The 13,955-nt window shown below is 65.5% G+C and carries 15 protein-coding genes; 6 read left to right on the top strand and 9 right to left on the bottom strand.

What is annotated here, in order from left to right:
* Positions 1-21: 21 nt before the first annotated feature.
* Both JZZ72_RS08930 and JZZ72_RS08935 read left to right on the top strand, forming a co-directional pair.
* Complete coding sequence (locus tag JZZ72_RS08930; RefSeq protein WP_043859886.1) at positions 22-2,175, top strand: TonB-dependent receptor; 2,154 nt, start codon at positions 22-24, stop codon at positions 2,173-2,175.
* 48 nt (positions 2,176-2,223) lie between these two features.
* Positions 2,224-3,675: a PepSY domain-containing protein gene (locus JZZ72_RS08935; RefSeq protein ID WP_210014303.1), complete on the top strand. Its 1,452-nt coding sequence runs from the start codon at positions 2,224-2,226 to the stop codon at positions 3,673-3,675.
* Between the two features lie 82 nt (positions 3,676-3,757).
* Here the strand turns inward: JZZ72_RS08935 and JZZ72_RS08940 are convergent, their stop codons facing one another.
* Both JZZ72_RS08940 and JZZ72_RS08945 read right to left on the bottom strand, forming a co-directional pair.
* Positions 3,758-4,678 carry a class I SAM-dependent methyltransferase gene (locus tag JZZ72_RS08940; protein ID WP_196932927.1) on the bottom strand — a complete coding sequence of 307 codons (921 nt, stop codon included), beginning with the start codon at positions 4,676-4,678 and terminating at the stop codon, positions 3,758-3,760.
* A gap of 81 nt (positions 4,679-4,759) precedes the next feature.
* The gene (locus JZZ72_RS08945; protein WP_054915609.1) at positions 4,760-5,665 is read right to left on the bottom strand and encodes a DMT family transporter; all 906 of its coding nucleotides are present in this window, start codon (positions 5,663-5,665) and stop codon (positions 4,760-4,762) included.
* Between the two features lie 131 nt (positions 5,666-5,796).
* On the opposite strand from JZZ72_RS08945, the gene JZZ72_RS08950 reads away from it, so the two are divergent.
* The 3 genes from JZZ72_RS08950 to JZZ72_RS08960 all read left to right on the top strand — a co-directional run bounded on the left by JZZ72_RS08950 (position 5,797) and on the right by JZZ72_RS08960 (position 7,906).
* On the top strand, positions 5,797-6,234 hold the full coding sequence (locus JZZ72_RS08950; RefSeq protein WP_043861856.1) for an Lrp/AsnC family transcriptional regulator: 438 nt from the start codon (positions 5,797-5,799) through the stop codon (positions 6,232-6,234).
* Positions 6,235-6,332: 98 nt separating this feature from the next.
* Positions 6,333-7,229, top strand: a complete 897-nt coding sequence (locus tag JZZ72_RS08955) for a hypothetical protein (protein WP_210014304.1) — start codon at positions 6,333-6,335, stop codon at positions 7,227-7,229.
* On the top strand, positions 7,229-7,906 hold the full coding sequence (locus JZZ72_RS08960; RefSeq protein ID WP_043861855.1) for a hypothetical protein: 678 nt from the start codon (positions 7,229-7,231) through the stop codon (positions 7,904-7,906). The genes JZZ72_RS08955 and JZZ72_RS08960 overlap by 1 nt, the downstream gene beginning before the upstream one ends.
* Positions 7,907-7,909: 3 nt before the next feature.
* On the opposite strand, the gene JZZ72_RS08965 is transcribed toward JZZ72_RS08960, so the two are convergent.
* From JZZ72_RS08965 to JZZ72_RS08985, 5 genes are all read right to left on the bottom strand, one after another.
* Entirely contained in the window at positions 7,910-8,572 is a 663-nt protein-coding gene (locus JZZ72_RS08965) for a histidine phosphatase family protein (protein WP_210014305.1), read from the bottom strand.
* A 205-nt stretch (positions 8,573-8,777) separates the two neighbouring features.
* The gene (locus JZZ72_RS08970; protein ID WP_043861853.1) at positions 8,778-9,365 is read right to left on the bottom strand and encodes a hypothetical protein; all 588 of its coding nucleotides are present in this window, start codon (positions 9,363-9,365) and stop codon (positions 8,778-8,780) included.
* A gap of 13 nt (positions 9,366-9,378) precedes the next feature.
* Positions 9,379-9,990: a hypothetical protein gene (locus JZZ72_RS08975; protein ID WP_043861852.1), complete on the bottom strand. Its 612-nt coding sequence runs from the start codon at positions 9,988-9,990 to the stop codon at positions 9,379-9,381.
* An 80-nt stretch (positions 9,991-10,070) separates the two neighbouring features.
* The gene (locus tag JZZ72_RS08980) at positions 10,071-10,409 is read right to left on the bottom strand and encodes an FKBP-type peptidyl-prolyl cis-trans isomerase (protein WP_043861851.1); all 339 of its coding nucleotides are present in this window, start codon (positions 10,407-10,409) and stop codon (positions 10,071-10,073) included.
* Positions 10,410-10,500: 91 nt separating this feature from the next.
* Complete coding sequence (locus JZZ72_RS08985; protein ID WP_043861850.1) at positions 10,501-11,433, bottom strand: DMT family transporter; 933 nt, start codon at positions 11,431-11,433, stop codon at positions 10,501-10,503.
* Between the two features lie 156 nt (positions 11,434-11,589).
* Here JZZ72_RS08985 and JZZ72_RS08990 point away from each other — a divergent pair, with 156 nt between their 5' ends.
* Positions 11,590-12,483, top strand: coding sequence for a LysR substrate-binding domain-containing protein (locus JZZ72_RS08990; RefSeq protein ID WP_054915613.1), 894 nt, complete (start codon positions 11,590-11,592; stop codon positions 12,481-12,483).
* On the opposite strand, the gene JZZ72_RS08995 is transcribed toward JZZ72_RS08990, so the two are convergent.
* Both JZZ72_RS08995 and JZZ72_RS09000 read right to left on the bottom strand, forming a co-directional pair.
* The gene (locus tag JZZ72_RS08995; protein ID WP_043861848.1) at positions 12,476-12,889 is read right to left on the bottom strand and encodes a GFA family protein; all 414 of its coding nucleotides are present in this window, start codon (positions 12,887-12,889) and stop codon (positions 12,476-12,478) included. The genes JZZ72_RS08990 and JZZ72_RS08995 overlap by 8 nt on opposite strands.
* 91 nt (positions 12,890-12,980) lie before the next feature.
* Entirely contained in the window at positions 12,981-13,919 is a 939-nt protein-coding gene (locus JZZ72_RS09000) for a 2-hydroxyacid dehydrogenase (protein WP_210014306.1), read from the bottom strand.
* Positions 13,920-13,955 lie beyond the last annotated feature (36 nt).

Genomic DNA, 13,955 nt, shown 5'->3' on the forward strand with positions numbered 1-13,955 from the left:
CTCACCTGCAGAGTTCGCTCAATGACCCCTTTCCCACGTTTGCAGGGCTGCACTGCCCTGCTCTGCGCCCTGTCGCTCAACGCCGTTGCCGACGAGGCACTCGTGCTGCCCGATGTACTGGTCAGCGACCGGCCGATCCCGGTGGACGGCGTGTTGCTCGACACCCCCTCGCAAACCGGTTCGCGCCTGGGCCTCACGCCCCGCGAAACCCCGGCCTCGATCAGCATCGTCAACCGCCAGCAGATCGAACAGCGCGGCGCCAGGACCACCCAGGACATGCTCGCCGGCGTACCCGGCCTGAACGCCGCCTCCCCGCCTGGCTCGGCCGGCTCGGTGTCGTACCGGGGCTTTTCCGGGGCGCAGATCACCCAGCTGTTCAATGGCATCAGCGTGCAGTACGACTCGATCGCCGCACGCCCGGTCGACAGCTGGATCTATGACCGCGTCGAAGCGGTCGGCGGCCCGTCCAGCTTCCTGTTCGGCGCCGGCGCCGTAGGCGGCTCGATCAACTACATCACCAAGCTGGCCAACCGCGACGAAGACTTCAATGAAGGCCGCGTCAGCTATGGCAGCTACGACAGCAGCGAGACCTCGTTCGGCTTCAACCACGCACTCAACGACACCAACCATGCGCGCCTGGATTTCAGCCATACCCGCAGCAATGGCTACGTCGACCGCGAGGAGCGCGATGCCTGGAGCGTGGCGTTCTCGCTGCTGACCGACATCAACGACCAGCTGTCCCACACCCTGGCACTCGAATACCAGAACGAGAGCGTCGACAGCCCCTACTGGGGCAGCCCGGTGCTCAACCCGCTGGGCGGCCAGATGAAGGTGGACAAGAGCCGGCGCTTCGAGAACTACAACGTCGAGGACGGGCGCTACGAGCAGCGCGTGCGCTGGCTGCGCTCGATCACCGAGTATCGTTTCGACGACGCCACCTCGCTGCGCAATACGCTTTACCACTACAACGCCGAGCGCAACTTCCGCAATCTCGAGACCTACACCTACAACGCCGACAACAGCCGCGTGCAACGCGCCGGCAGCCTGCTGCAACGGCACGACCAGGAGCTCAACGGCAACCGCGTGGAACTGCTGCATGACGGCCAGCTGTTCGGCCTGCGCAGCCAGTGGTCGACGGGCCTGGACTACAGCCACAACGTGCAGATGACCTACCCGCGCTCGGGCACCGCTGCCGGCAGCGTCGACCCCGACCACTTCGACCCGGGACACTTCTACGACCTGCCGGGCATGTTCCCCGGCTACGAGAAGAACCGTCAGAACACGGTCGACACCTGGGCCGGCTTTTTGGAGAACCGCCTGACCCTGACCGATCGCCTGACCCTGCTGACGGGCCTGCGCCACGACAGCATCGACCTGCAGGTACGCAACTACCGCGCCGTCAACGAGGCCAACCCGGCGCAGTTCAAACGCCGCTACCAGCCCACCACCGGGCGTGTGGGCCTGGTGTTCGAGCTGACCCCGTCGGCCAACGTGTATGTGCAGTACAGCACCGCCGCCGACCCGCCCGCCGGCATGCTCACCACCGCCAGCTTCGGCCAGGTGCGCGACTTCGACCTGAGCACCGGCAAGCAGCTGGAGGTGGGCAGCAAGTTCGACTTTCTGGACGGACGCGGTTCGGCCACCGTGGCCGCCTACCGCATCGAGCGCGACAACCTGGCCACCGCCGACCCGGCCAACCCCGGCTTCACCCAGCCGGTGGGCAAGCAGTCGTCACGCGGTATCGAGGTGGCGGCGGCGCTGCGTGTCACCCCGCAACTGCTGGCCGAAGGCAACTTCGCCTATGTCGATGCGCAGTACGACGCGTTCAACGAAAACGTCGGCGGCCAGTCGTTCTCGCGCAAGGGCAACACCCCCACCAATACCCCGGACCGGGTGGCCAACCTGTGGCTGACCTACGACCTGGACCCGCAGTGGCAGGTGGGCGGCGACAGCCGCTATGTGTCGTCGGTGTATGCCGATGCGGCCAACACCCGCTACGCGCCGTCGTACACCCTGTTCGGGGCCTTCGTCGGCTACAAGGTGGATGCCGACACGCGCATCACCGCGCGGGTGCGCAACCTGACCGACGAGGTGTACGCACGCTGGACCTCGTCGAGCATGCTCTACCTGGGTGCACCGCGCACCTTCGAACTGGCGGTGCAGACCCGCTTCTGACTGGGCCGGGCCGGGGCGTTCGCGCCCCGTCCCTGATGGAGCGTTGCAATGAAGCGTTATCTGTATCTGTGGCATCGCTGGCTGGGGATCGTGACCTGCGTGTTCATGGCGCTGTGGTTCGTCTCGGGCATGGTGATGCTGTACGTGGGCTACCCCAAGCTGACCCCGCGCGAGCACCTGGCGCACCTGCCGGCGCTGTCGGCGCAGGGCTGTTGCGTCTCGCTGGGCGAGGCGCTGGCGGTGGCCGATCCGCAACCTGCACGCATACGCCTGAGCAGCGTGGCCGGGCAGGCGCTTTACCTGTTCGACTATGCCAGCGGCAAGGCCGTGGCGGTGGACGCAACTAGCGGCCAGCGCATCGCACCCACCACCCGCGAACGGGCGCTGGCCAGTGCCGGGCAATACGACCCGCATGCGCCGCTGACCTATCGCGACGCGGTGCAGGAAGACCTGTGGAGCCATTCGCGCGCACTGGATGCGCACCGGCCGCTGCATCGCGTGCAGTTGAGCGATACGGACGGCACCTTGCTGTACATCAGCGGCCAGACCGGCGAAGTGGTGCGCGATGCCAGCGCCAGCGAGCGCGGCTGGAACCTGATCGGCGCCTGGCTGCACTGGCTGTATCCGTTGCGCGGCATCGGCGTGGACGGGCTGTGGAGCAACCTGGTGATCTACCTGTCGCTGGCGGCCAGCGTGATGGCGCTGCTGGGCGCGGTGGTGGGGGTGATGCGCTGGCGTTTCAGCCGGCCCTACCGCAGCGGTTCGCGTTCGCCGTACAAGGGCTGGGCACGCTGGCACCATGTGGGCGGGTTGCTGTTCGGTGCCCTGGCCATCACCTGGATTTTCAGTGGGCTGATGTCGATGAACCCGTGGCGGCTGTTCAGCAGTGCCCAGCCGCTGGATACCTCGGCGTATCAGGGCGGGCCGCTGAATGCGGCGGCGTTCCCGCTGTCGGTGCCCCAGGCACTGGCGCGCTTTGCCGACCAGGGCTTCACCGCCCGCGAGCTGGAGTGGCGGCTGATCGGGGGCGCGGGGTATGTGGTGGGCCAGGACGGCGCGGGACGCACGCGGGTACTGTCGATGCACGACGGCCAGGTGCTGCAGCGTCTGCCACGGGCGGTGCTGGAGCAGGCGGCGCGGGCGATCGGGCCGGCGATGCAGGTGCAGCAGTTGGAGGCCTACGACTTCTACTACTACGCGCGGGCCGAGCAGAGCATGCTCGGGCATCTTGAAAAGCGTCTGCCGGTGCTGCGGGTGCGCTTCGACGACCCGGCGCAGACCTGGCTGCATCTGGACCTGTACACCGGTGAAGTACTGGGGCAACTGGACCAGCCACGGCGCGCGTCACGCTGGCTGTTCGCGTTGCTGCACAGCTGGGACTGGCTACCGCTGCTGACGCGGCGGCCGTTGTGGGATGGGTGGATGATCGTGCTCAGCCTGGGTGGGCTGGTGCTGAGCGTAAGTGGTGTGGTGATGGGGTGGCGGCGTTTGCGCCGCTAGCCTCATTCGCCGGCAAGGCCGGCTCCTACAGACAACGCAAACCCTGTAGGAGCCGGCCTTGCCGGCGAACAATCCACCCCGGTCACCCCTGGCGAAACACCAGCGCCTTCAGCCCGCCCACCGGATCACTGTCCGCAAACTCCGGTGGGTTGGCCAGACGCTCCACGAACACCAGCCCCGGCGCCTCGGCTGCCATCCCCTCGATCAGAAAGTCAGGCCCGATGGCCGGGTCGTTCACGCACGCCAGCACCGTGCCGCCTTCACTCAACAGCTCCGGCAGGCGGCGCAGGATCTTGCTGTAGTCCTGGGTCAGCACAAAGCTGCCCTTCTGGAACGTCGGCGGGTCGATGATGACCAGGTCATACGGCCCGCTCTTGCGCACCTTTCCCCATGACTTGAACAGCTCATGCCCCAGAAACCCCACCCGGCCCAGGTCATGCCCGTTGAGCCGATGGTTGTCGCGCCCGCGGCTCAGGGCCGAGCGCGCCATATCGAGGTTGATCACCTGCTCGGCCCCCCCGGCAATCGCTGCCACCGAAAACCCGCAGGTGTAGGCGAACAGGTTGAGCACCCGCTTGCCCGCCGCCTGCTCCCGCACCCAGCGCCGGCCATAGCGCATGTCCAGGAACAGCCCGGTGTTCTGCTTCAGGCCCAGGTCCAGCTGATAGCGCAGGCCATCCTCGTCGATCACGCGGTGCTCGCTCGGCTCGCCCAGCAACCACTGGCCGGGGCTGTCGGGCAGGTAGCGGTGCTGAATCAGGATCGCCTGCCCGGGCCAGCCAGGGCTGGCGGCCAGGGTGCGCAGCATCTGCTCCAGCGTGGCCAGTTGCCCTTCGGGCGGTTCGCGAAACAGCGAGACCAGCAGCACGCCCTGCAGCCAGTCCACGGTGATCTGTTCAAGCCCCGGCCAGCAGCGCCCACGCCCATGGAACAGGCGCCGGGTTTCGGCAGGCGCAGGGTTCAGGGCACCGAGCAGGTGGGCGTGAAGGGTGGCAATCGGCATGGCAGGATTCACTGGGACAAAAAGGGCTATTTTAGCGGCAAGCTTCACGCAGCAAGCGACAAGTTTGCGCCGGGCGCCTGTTTACTTGTCGCTTGTGGCGTGCAGCTTGCCGCTCGCCCTCCACCACCAGCCCTGCTGCATGCCGGCAGCCGCCAGCAGAATCGCCGCCACCCCCAGCCATTGCAGCGCGCTCAAGCGATGGCCAAAGGCGAACCAGTCGACGAAGATCGCCGCAATCGGGTAGATGAACGACAGCGCCCCGGTCAACGCGGTCGGCAGTTTCTGGATGGCGCCATACAGCAGCACGTACATCAGGCCGGTGTGCACGATACCCAGCGTCACCAGGCTGGCCAGCGCCCCCGCAGTGCCCGGCAGGCCGCCGGTATTGGCAAAGGGCGCCAGCAACAGGATGCCGGTGCTCACCTGGATCAGCGCGATCAGGTGCGGCGGCGTGCCACTCAGGCGCTTGATGATCAGCGCGGCCACCGCGTACAGAAACGCCGCGCCCAGCGCCAGCGCGATGCCCAGCAGGTAATCCTCGCCACTGCCCTGCCCGCTGCCGTGGGCACTCACAATGGCCAGCATCCCGGCAAACGACACCCCCAGCCAGAACAGCTTGGGCACACTGAGCTTTTCACCCAGAAACACCGCCGCCAGCCCCACCAGCATGAACGGCTGCACGTTGTACACCGCCGTACCGATGGCAATCGAGGCCCGTGAATAGGAGCCGAACAGCAGCACCCAGTTGCCCACGATGGCCACCCCGCTGAGTACCGCCAGGGCAAAGCTGGCACGTGTGAGGATGCCCGGCCGCAGAAAGCCCAGCACGGCGCACACCAGCAACAGCGTGCCGGCGCCGAACACGCAGCGCCAGAACACCACGTCCAGCACCGGTTGCCCCGACACCAGCACGAACCAGCCGATGGTGCCGGATATCAGCATCGCGGCGACCATTTCCAACGACCCACGGCGTATTGAATTGTCCATCTCTCACCTCCCAGACGATGGACAGATTATGCGAGCGAGAAGCCAGGGCACTCCATAGCAAAAACAAGGCTAGACTCAAGCCTTGCCTTTTTTATCAAGGCAATTTCATTGATCTGCCTGACGAGGATTGCATGACTGACGATATCGACCAGCTGTTGATCAAGGCGCTGATGGAAGACTCGCGGCGTTCGCTCAAGGCGCTGGCGCACCTGAGCGGGCTGTCGGCGCCCAGCGTCAGCGAGCGCCTGCGTCGCCTGGAAGAACGCGGCGTGCTCAAGGGCTACACGGTCGACATCGACCCGCGCAGCTTCGGGTACCAGTTGCAGGCCATCGTGCGCATTCGTCCGTTGCCGGGGCAGTTGCAGGAGGTGGAGCGCCAGATCATCGCCATCCCCGAGTTCACCGAGTGCGACAAGGTCACGGGTGACGACTGCTTCATCGCGCGCCTGCATGTACGCTCGATGGAGCAGCTCGACACCTTGCTCGACAAGCTCAACAGCCACGCCGAAACCAACACCGCCATCGTCAAGAAAAGCCCGGTGAAGCGACGGCTGCCGCCGATGGCATAAGCGCCATACTGGCGGGCAGCGCTGGATCTGCGGAGCAACGGCACGTTCCACACATATGCTAGCCTTGCGCCCCTCTCCCGCAAGGACGCACCGTCACCATGTTCGCTTTCCCAAGGCCCCTCTGCATGCTGGGCCTGGCGCTGGCCTTCACCAGCGCCCACGCCACCGACCCGATCAACCTGTACCAGGGCACCCTCGGCGAGCGCAAGGTCGAGGTCGCCCTGCAATACACCTCGCAGTACGAGTACGTGCAAGGCTACCTGCTGGACACCGAGCACCACACCAGCCAGCCACTGGAAGTGACGCCCTACAGCAAGGACGTGCCACTGCTGATCAACATCATGGACAACCCGCGCATGCCCGCCGCAGCACTGCGGGTGCGCCCCTTCGTGTTCACGCACGATCGCGACTTCAGTGGCGAATGGATCGACCTGCGCACCCGGGAACGTGTGCCCTTCAGCCTCACGCGCCAGACCCGCTTCAGCGACGAGCAGCGCTCCAGCTGGCAAGGCGAGCTGCTGCAACAGCCGCAGAACCGCGGCAAGAGCTTCTATGTGCACGCCAGCAAGGCCGAGGGCGAATACACCGGCAAGGTCGATCGCATCACCATCATCGACCTCGCCAGCGGCAACACACTGCAGGTGCTGGACAACCTGGCGCTGGCGTTCAACGGCACCCGGACCCTGACCTTCGCCGACTACAACGGTGACGGCATCATCGACTTCAGGGCCTCGCCCATCGGCCAGCGCGCCACCGGCGGCGCCAACCAGGAGCCGGACCAGTTCTACCTGTACCAGCCCACCAGCAATACCTACCAACGCCACACCGAACTCGAAGCGCTGGGCGACAAGGGCGCGCTCAAGTTCCCCGCCCCCGGCTGGGTAGCCCAGCGCCAGGGCAGCAACTACGACACCGGGACCAGCGACTGGCAGTACTACCACTTCGTCGACCCCAAGCAACTGGTGTGGCAGCGCCACAGCGTGGAGCCTTTCTGATGCCGTTTCGTACCCTGTTCGCCTGCCTGCTGCTGTGCCTGAGCGCCAATGCCCTGGCCTACCATTCCGTGTACCAGGGCAAACTCGGCGGGTTGCCGGTGACGCTGGTGATCGAGCGCACCAACGACTACGTGACCGGTATCTACTACTACGAGCGCTACCACACGCCGATCCGGCTCAAGCCCACGCGCAACACCGATACCTACAACTTCGCCATGGACGAACTGGACAGCGGCGGCCTGCCCACCGCGCGCCTGCATTTCCAGAAAGCCGATTTCAGCAGCCGTGCCCAGCCGCTGCAAGGCACCTGGACCGCCTACGCCAGCGGCAAGCAGCTGCCCTTCACGCTCAAGCTGGTGGCCGACATCGGCCTGCAGACACCCTCGCCGGGCGCGGTACTGCCCCAGGCCGCGTCCACCGAACGCTTCTACTTCCAGTTGCCGATGGACATGGACTATGCCGCCCTCGAAACCATCCAGGTAATGGACAAGGCCACCGGCAAGCTGCAGCAGACGCTGGAGGTGAAGGTGCCGGGCTGTCGCAGCAAGGGTATCGACACCGTCCAGGTACGCCTGCAGGGTGGCGCCACCCAGGTGCTCATCCCCTCCAGCCCGTATTGCCTGGGCAAGACGTTCGAGTGGCGCGAGGCCAGCGCACGCTTCGAGGTGGTGAACTAGCCCTCAGCTCGGGCAGGCGAGGTCGCCGTTGTCCAGCCCCTGCTTGTAGTTGCGGCTGAGCAGGCTGGCCTTGCCGTCGTGCCAGGTCAGGGTCAGCACATACAGCGAGTCGAAATCCTCGCCGTCCCAGTCGTCGGTGATGGTGCGTTTTTCGCCCAGCGCCTTGCCGGCCACGGTGTTGATCAGCTCGGGCAGGTAGCCGTGTGACCACGCGGTGTAGACCGTGGCGTTGCGGTACTTGTCCTGCAGCAGCTCGTCGGCCAGGTCGCCGGTGTCGTTGGCGCCGAAGTCGATGTTCACCGGCAGGCCGAGCTTGATCGCGCTCGGGCTGATGGTCATCAGCGGACGGATATAGCTGTAGGCATTGTCGTTGCTGCCCTCCTCCACTTCGCGGTTGGGGTTGGCGGCAAACACGTAGTCGGCGGGGCCGAATTTTTCCGGGAGCAGAGTGGCCAGGTCCAGGGCGCGGTTGAGGCCCTGGCAGTTCAGTTGCCCGAGGCCTTCGCCGGGCTTTTCTGCGTGGCGCAGGAAGACCAGGGTCTGGGTGCCGTCCACCGGCTGGGCTCGGCTTTCGAGCGCTTCGAAGGTCAGCAGGGTGGCGCCGACGACCAGCGGAACGGAAAACAGCGCAGGGCGATAACGCCGAAAAAAGGAGGGCAACTTCATGGCACGGGCTCTTTGCGACAAATAGGGTTGAGGCTGACCCGCCTGTGCCACCCCGCAGCCGAGGCTGCGGGGTGATCCCTGTCTGTCGTTCCATCCGTGGAAACGGGCGTGCTTGAGAGTGTCGCAAACCCGTTTGGTTCATCCGTGCCGGCTCAGCCTTGAGCCCGCGCCAGTCTGGCGCAGGGATGTTTCGCGATGATGACGCTCAGATCAGCTTGCGCCGGATCGCTTCTTCAACCGAACTGCGGCTCAGGTGCTCGATGATGGCATCGCCCGAATCGTTGAACGGCACCGCGAAGATCAACAGCAATTGCATCCAGGTGGTGATGGTTTCGCTCTTGCTGACCTTGCCGATGAGTTTGCCTTCACGGTCCTTGTACAGCGTCTCCAGGGTCAGGGTGTTGTCGAAGGTGGACGGGATGATGAACAGCGTCGCACCGGTCAGCGTCGCCGCCAGCACGTTGCCCTGCTCGTTGTTCCTGAGCGTGACGTAGGCGTACACGTCGGAGTCGACCTTCTCGCTGGTCACCCGTGTGAAGCGCTCGCTCTGTTCATAGCTCTGCACCAGGGTCTTTTCGAAACGCATCAGGTTGGCGTTGCTGGCTCGCGGCTGGCCGTTGAACTCGTACAGAGTGTTGAAGCGCACATAGGCGGTCTTGTGCGCGGGCGCCGCATCGGCGGCAGGCAGCGGCGGCCAGGCTTCGACCACCGGCAACTGGTGCTGGGAGTAGCTGATGCAGCCGGTCAGGGCCGTGCTGAGGGCCAGCAACAGGGCCATTAGGCAATGACGCATGGTTGAATTCCTTTCAGTGAGTGGCCAATTGCGGGGCAGCCGTCGCGGTGTCGAGCAACCTGGTGATCAGCTGACGCAACTGCACGCCCCCCAGGCTGCCGTTGGCATAGTCGTTGTCGTACAGGCCGACATTGTTGTCGAGCTTGACCTGCTCGGTGACGCGGGTGAGGCGCTTGCCGTCGCGGTCTTCGATCACCAGCTCGCCGGCCAGGTCGTACTTGTCGACATAGATCGGGCCGTTGAACCAGATCCAGAACGTCAGCGTCACCAACGCGCCGGGAACGTAACCGGGGTGCGTGGTGCGCTTGCCCTTGAGCGAGGTGATGGTGAACTTGAGCACTACATCCTGCTCGCCCAGGGTGGCGGGAAATTCCACCAGTTTGGTGAAGTACTCGCCGCGGTCGACGTAGTGGCTGATCTGTGCGGTGAGCTGGCGGCTGATGTTCAGGCGCACGTCATCCTTGAGGTCGGGCGCGGTGATGGCCACGTCGGCGATCTGGGCGCCCCGCTGTGCAGTGTTGTCGGCCACGGTGACCGGTTCGCCGATCGGGCCCACCGGTGTGAAGGAGTAGCAACCGGTAAGGCCGAGGCAGGCCAGGAAAAGAAAACAGAAAGTACGCAGCACGCAAAATGTCCTTGCTTCGGGTGAGAGACAGGCTGTTATCGGCATCAGGGCCAAAGACTGTAATGAGAATGACTCAGCCCTCAATCGTCGCGGGTGAGGACCTCGAGCAACTCGATCTCGAAGGTGAGGGTCGAATTCGGCGGGATGCTGCCTACGCTGCGCGCGTCGTAACCCAGGTGCGCCGGCACGATCAGCTTGCGCTTGCCGCCCACCTGCATGCCCATCAGGCCCTGGTCCCAGCCCTTGATCACGCGGCCGGTGCCGATCACGCACTGGAACGGCTTGCCGCGTTGGTGGGAGGAATCGAATACGCTGCCATCGTCCAGCCAGCCGGTGTACTGGGTGGTGATCAGCGCCCCCTTGACGGCCGCCTTGCCGTCGCCCAACTGGAGGTCGATGATTTGAAGTTCGTTGCTCATGGGTGATCTCTGACGGCTATGGGACGTTTTCTGCCGATGCGTTTTCGCAGCAATGGCCGGGTTTTGCAAGGCTGTGGGGAGCGAACTCGGCTCATGAGGTGGCGCCGGCTGTCACCGGCTCGTGCTGGCGCATCGACCAGCACACCCCGCCCACCACCAGCACGATCGCCGCGCCCTCCAGCAGGTTCGGCCCGCTCTGGCGCCAGATGAACGCATACAGCAAGGCAAACAGGGTCTCGAACACGATCAACTGCCCACTCAGGGTCAGCGGCATGCGCTTGGCTGCCGCATTCCACAACACCCCCGCCAGCCACGAGCCAAACAGCGCGCAACCCAGGCTGAACGCCCAGAACAGCTGCCAGCGCTCAGCAGTGGCCTGCACCTGCAACTGCTGCGGCTGCCACACCCACAGCAGCGCCACCAGCACCAGGCTGAACACGCCGGTCACCACCCCGGTGAGCACCGACCACTGATGGCTGTCCAGGTGCCGGCACTGCTTGAGATAGCGGCTGTTGTAGGTGGCGTACCAGGTCCAGCAGGCCAGCGCGGCCAGCGCATAGAGCAGCCCGGCGAGCTTGTCCTGCACCGCCCCCGGCTCCACCGCAAAGGTCTGCAGGTTGATGCACAGCATGCCCGCCAGGATCAGCGCCAGCGGCCCGGCCAGGCGCGACAGGGCCACCGCGCCGCTGTCATTGCGCCCGTACAGGGTGATGGTCAGCGGCAGCACACCAACGATCAGCGATGCCGGCGCCACGCCCAGGCGCTGGATCGCCGCCACCAGGCACATGAAGTACAGCAGGTTGCCAATCAGCGCCAGACGCGCCAGCATCCACACGTCTGCCCGTTCGAGCTGACGCAGCGCCTTGCGCATTGGCAGCAGCAGCGCGAGCGATACCGCCCCCAGCAGGACGAACCGCGCACAGGCCAGCAGCACCGGGCTGAACTCCGGCAGCAGTTGCGGCACCATCAGCACCATGCCCCACATCGCACCGGCCACGCCGGCATACGCCACACCCCGTTTCACTTGCCTGCTCCTCATTTTTCAGAGCAGGCAGGCTAGCCAAATGCAGGCGTCCAGGCAAAAGATCATTCGGCATGCAGGCATTCCCATGGGGAATACCTTTAAAGCGCAAAGCACCGGGTTTACCACCCAGCCATTCCCTGAACCGAAGACACCGCAATGAGCCGCTTCAGCCGTCACCTGCCCCCGCTGGATACCCTGATCGCTTTCGAGGCGGTGGTACGCACCGGCAGCTTCACCCGCGCTGCCGCCGAGCTGTCGCTGACCCAGAGCGCGGTGAGCAAACAGATCAAGCTGCTTGAAGAACACCTGGGTGCGCCGCTGTTCGAACGCCGCGCCCGCGGCATCACCCTGACCGCCGCCGGCAGTGGCTTCAATGCCATCGTCGAGCCGATGCTCGACAGCCTGCTGGCCAACGTATTGCGCCTCAAGAGCGGGCACGGCAGCCGCAATGTCAGCGTGATCTGCACCCATGCGGTGGCACAGTACTGGTTGTTCCCGCGGCTGCTGCGCTTCAACGCACAGCACCCCGAGCTGACAGTGAACATCCATGCCAGCAACGAGATGGATGAACGCGTGGTGGGCAACTATGACTTCGGCGTGCTGTACGGCCATGGCCGCTGGAGTTCGCTGCAGGCCGACAAGCTGTTCGATGAATGCATCTACCCCATCGTCAGCACCCAGCGGGCCCTGCCGCCAGCCGATTCGCTGGCGGCGCTGCAGGCCCTGCCGCTGATCCAGCTGGATGCCTCGGCCTGGAACTGTCTGGATTGGCCCGACTGGTTCGCGCACCTGGGGGTGCGCTACAAGGCGCCGGCCGATGCGGTGACATTCAATCAGATCACCCTGGTGTTCGACGCGGTGATGCAGGGTATGGGGGTGGGGTTGGGCTGGGAGTTCATGGCCCGCGAGCGTATCGCCAGCGGGCAGGTGCGGCCGGTGTCGGAGTTCGTCGTGCACACCGGCCAGGCCGACTACCTGGTGCATGACAGGCAGCGCGTGTGCTCGCCGGCGGCCCAGGTGTTCAGGGACTGGTTGCTGGCGCTCAACTGAACTGCGCTTGCACCTCGGCGCCGGTGAGGGTCCGGGTCTGGTTGGCGAAGCAGTAGTAGCCCGGCTTCTGATCGATGTAGATCTGCAGTTCCAGCGCCCAGTCACTCTCGCCATCGAGCACGCCCACCGGCACGGCGTCGAAGCCGCCGGCCTTGAGGCGATAGAACAGGTGGGTGCCGCAGGTGCCGCAGAAGCCGCGCTGGGCCCACTCGGAGGAATCGTAGATGCGCGGGGTGTCGCCGCTGAGCCTGAGGGTCTGGGTGCTGTGCACCACCATCAACGGGCCACCGGACCATTTGCGGCACATGCTGCAATGGCAGGCGCTGACACTGGCGTTGTCGAGGCTGACGCTGAGATGGATGGCGCCGCACAGGCAGCTGCCGTGTTTTTCCTGGGGTTGGGACATGGTGCAGGGTCCTTGCGGTGAGCGGTAGGGCTGAAGTCTAGCAGCAGTCGGCCCCGGCCCTTTCGCCGGCAAGGCCGGCTCCTACAGCGGATTACGCCGTCACCGGGGTCAACACCGGTTCCCCGGCAAAGAACGCCTGCAGGTTGCGCAGCACCAGCGCCACCGTATCGCGCGCCGCTTCCGGCGACTGTCCGGCCACATGCGGGGTCAGCACCACGTTGTCCAGCGCCTTGAGTGCCTGCGGCACTTCAGGCTCGGCATCGAACACATCGAGCCCGGCCCCGGCAATACGCCCTTCGCGCAACGCCGCCACCATTGCATCGGTGTCCACCACGCTGGCCCGCGCAATGTTCACCAGAAAACCCTGCGGCCCCAGTGCGTCCAGCACCGCCGCGTCGACCAGGTGGCGCGTACCGGCCCCGCCCGGGGTGGCAACGATCAGAAAGTCCACCGCCCCCGCCAGCGCCAGCGGGCTTTCGCACCAGGTGTAGGGCACGTCGGTGCGTGGCCGGCGGTTGTGGTAGCTGACCTGCATGTCGAAGCCCAGCGCCGCACGCCGGGCAATCGCCAACCCCGTCGCGCCAAGGCCCAGTACCCCGAGGCGCTTGCCGCTCAGCGACGGGCTGATCACACGGTTCCACTGCCCCAGGCGGGTGGTGGCATCGGCACGGGGAATATCGCGCACGATGGCGAACAGCAGCGCCAGGGCATGGTCGGCCACCGCCGTGGCGTTGGCACCGGCGCCATTGGTCACGGTGATGCCACGCGCAGCAGCCGCTGCCAGGTCCACTTCCTCGTAGCCGGCGCCGATGACGCAGATGATTTTCAGATGGGGCAAGGCGGCGATTTCGTCGGCCCGCAAGCCCAGCGGCCCGCGGGTCAGTACCGCATCGATTGCGCCGCCGTGGCGGGCGATGGCCTCGGCACGCAGGGCCGGGGTCTGTGCACGGACCAGCTCGAAGCCGGCCTGTTCGAGCAAGGGCAGGTAGTCATCCACCGTTTCTACCAGCACCAGTACCTTGTGTGTCATGCCCTGCCCCCTGGCCATTCGCAAAAAAGGGGCATT

Origin of the sequence: Pseudomonas palmensis (genome assembly GCF_017848315.1) — a bacterium.
GTDB classification, from domain to species: domain Bacteria; phylum Pseudomonadota; class Gammaproteobacteria; order Pseudomonadales; family Pseudomonadaceae; genus Aquipseudomonas; species Aquipseudomonas palmensis.

Bases quoted from the DNA above. Each gene is read 5' to 3' on its own strand.
- JZZ72_RS08945 (WP_054915609.1), bottom strand. From the start codon at position 5,665: ATGGACAATTCAATACGCCGTGGGTCGTTGGAAATGGTCGCCGCGATG.
- JZZ72_RS08960 (WP_043861855.1), top strand. From the start codon at position 7,229: ATGCCGTTTCGTACCCTGTTCGCCTGCCTGCTGCTGTGCCTGAGCGCC.
- JZZ72_RS08995 (WP_043861848.1), bottom strand. From the start codon at position 12,889: ATGTCCCAACCCCAGGAAAAACACGGCAGCTGCCTGTGCGGCGCCATC.
- JZZ72_RS08955 (WP_210014304.1), top strand. From the start codon at position 6,333: ATGTTCGCTTTCCCAAGGCCCCTCTGCATGCTGGGCCTGGCGCTGGCC.
- JZZ72_RS08990 (WP_054915613.1), top strand. From the start codon at position 11,590: ATGAGCCGCTTCAGCCGTCACCTGCCCCCGCTGGATACCCTGATCGCT.
- JZZ72_RS08950 (WP_043861856.1), top strand. From the start codon at position 5,797: ATGACTGACGATATCGACCAGCTGTTGATCAAGGCGCTGATGGAAGAC.
- JZZ72_RS08970 (WP_043861853.1), bottom strand. From the start codon at position 9,365: ATGCGTCATTGCCTAATGGCCCTGTTGCTGGCCCTCAGCACGGCCCTG.
- JZZ72_RS08930 (WP_043859886.1), top strand. From the start codon at position 22: ATGACCCCTTTCCCACGTTTGCAGGGCTGCACTGCCCTGCTCTGCGCC.
- JZZ72_RS08940 (WP_196932927.1), bottom strand. From the start codon at position 4,678: ATGCCGATTGCCACCCTTCACGCCCACCTGCTCGGTGCCCTGAACCCT.
- JZZ72_RS08965 (WP_210014305.1), bottom strand. From the start codon at position 8,572: ATGAAGTTGCCCTCCTTTTTTCGGCGTTATCGCCCTGCGCTGTTTTCC.
- JZZ72_RS09000 (WP_210014306.1), bottom strand. From the start codon at position 13,919: ATGACACACAAGGTACTGGTGCTGGTAGAAACGGTGGATGACTACCTG.
- JZZ72_RS08935 (WP_210014303.1), top strand. From the start codon at position 2,224: ATGAAGCGTTATCTGTATCTGTGGCATCGCTGGCTGGGGATCGTGACC.
- JZZ72_RS08980 (WP_043861851.1), bottom strand. From the start codon at position 10,409: ATGAGCAACGAACTTCAAATCATCGACCTCCAGTTGGGCGACGGCAAG.